This is a genomic window from Novosphingobium colocasiae, from assembly GCF_014652555.1.
Lineage (GTDB): Bacteria > Pseudomonadota > Alphaproteobacteria > Sphingomonadales > Sphingomonadaceae > Novosphingobium > Novosphingobium colocasiae.
Map to the genome: position 1 here is coordinate 1 of NZ_BMZA01000062.1, position 1,038 is coordinate 1,038.

The following is a 1,038-nucleotide window of genomic DNA, read 5'->3' on the forward strand; positions in this document are numbered from 1 at the left end:
GAGCGCGGTGCTGGATGTGACCTGCACTCCGGCCTTTGTCCTGCCGTTTGCGGGGCTGGAGTGTGTTCCGGGCGGGTTTCAGGCAGTCGAGAGCTTGTGTGCCCGGCGCAGATTGATGGCGAGGAGGGTGAGAAACATGTCGAGGCGGTTCTTGGCGAGGCCGATGTAGACGAGGCGGCTGCGCCGGTAACTTCGCTTGAGCGTGCCGAACACGCCTTCGACCCGGCCCCTGATCCGCCCGATCGCGGTGTTGCGGGCTTTGGCATCTTCGGTGAGCGGATGGTAGCGGTTGGGCCGGGCCATCACCGCATTGGCGATGCCGCCGGCTTCGAGTGTGTCGCGCATGACGGCGTTGTCGTAGGCCATGTCGGCATAGACCGCCGCCTCATCGCCTTGCACGAGGTCGGGGCCGATGGTGCAGTCGGCGACCCGTGCGGGCGTGAAGCGCGCCGCGCGCACGATCCCCGAGCCCTGATCCACCGCGATGTGCAGCTTGAAACCGAACGTGGCCTTGCTGCCCTTCTTGGCCCAGCTTGCCTCGGGATCCACCCGAGAGACCCCGCCGCCGGGCTGCTTGCGTGGTTCGGCAACCGCTGCCTGGATCAGGCTGGCATCGATCAACGTACCCTGGCGCAGGATCAGCCCGCGCGCGTCAAGCCCGCGTCCCACGGCTTCGAACAACGCCTCGCCCAGCGCCCGGTCGGACAAGGCCGAGCGGAACCGGCACACAGTCGAGGCATCGGGAATGGCCTCCTCCACGGCAAGGCCCACGAACTTGCGGAACGAGAGCCGGTCATAGAGCGCATCCTCAAGCGCCTCGTCCGACAAGCCATACCAGCGCTGCAGCAACAGCGCCTTGAACAGCACCAGCGCCGGATAAGGCGGACGCCCGGTGCGCCCCGATCGCAGCCGGCCCAGCAAGCAACGCACCTCGCCCCAGTCGATCAGCCCGTCGATCTGCGACAGATGGTCCATCCGCCGCGAACGCTTGCCCGCAACAACATGATCCGCAAACCCGAGCTGTCCAGACATTCCCGC

1 protein-coding gene is annotated in these 1,038 nt (G+C 66.9%); it reads right to left on the reverse strand.

From position 1 onward, the window contains the following. Positions 1-78 precede the first annotated feature (78 nt). On the reverse strand, positions 79-1,038 hold a 960-nt coding region (locus tag IE122_RS18235; RefSeq protein ID WP_229814400.1), incomplete at its 5' end, for an IS5 family transposase.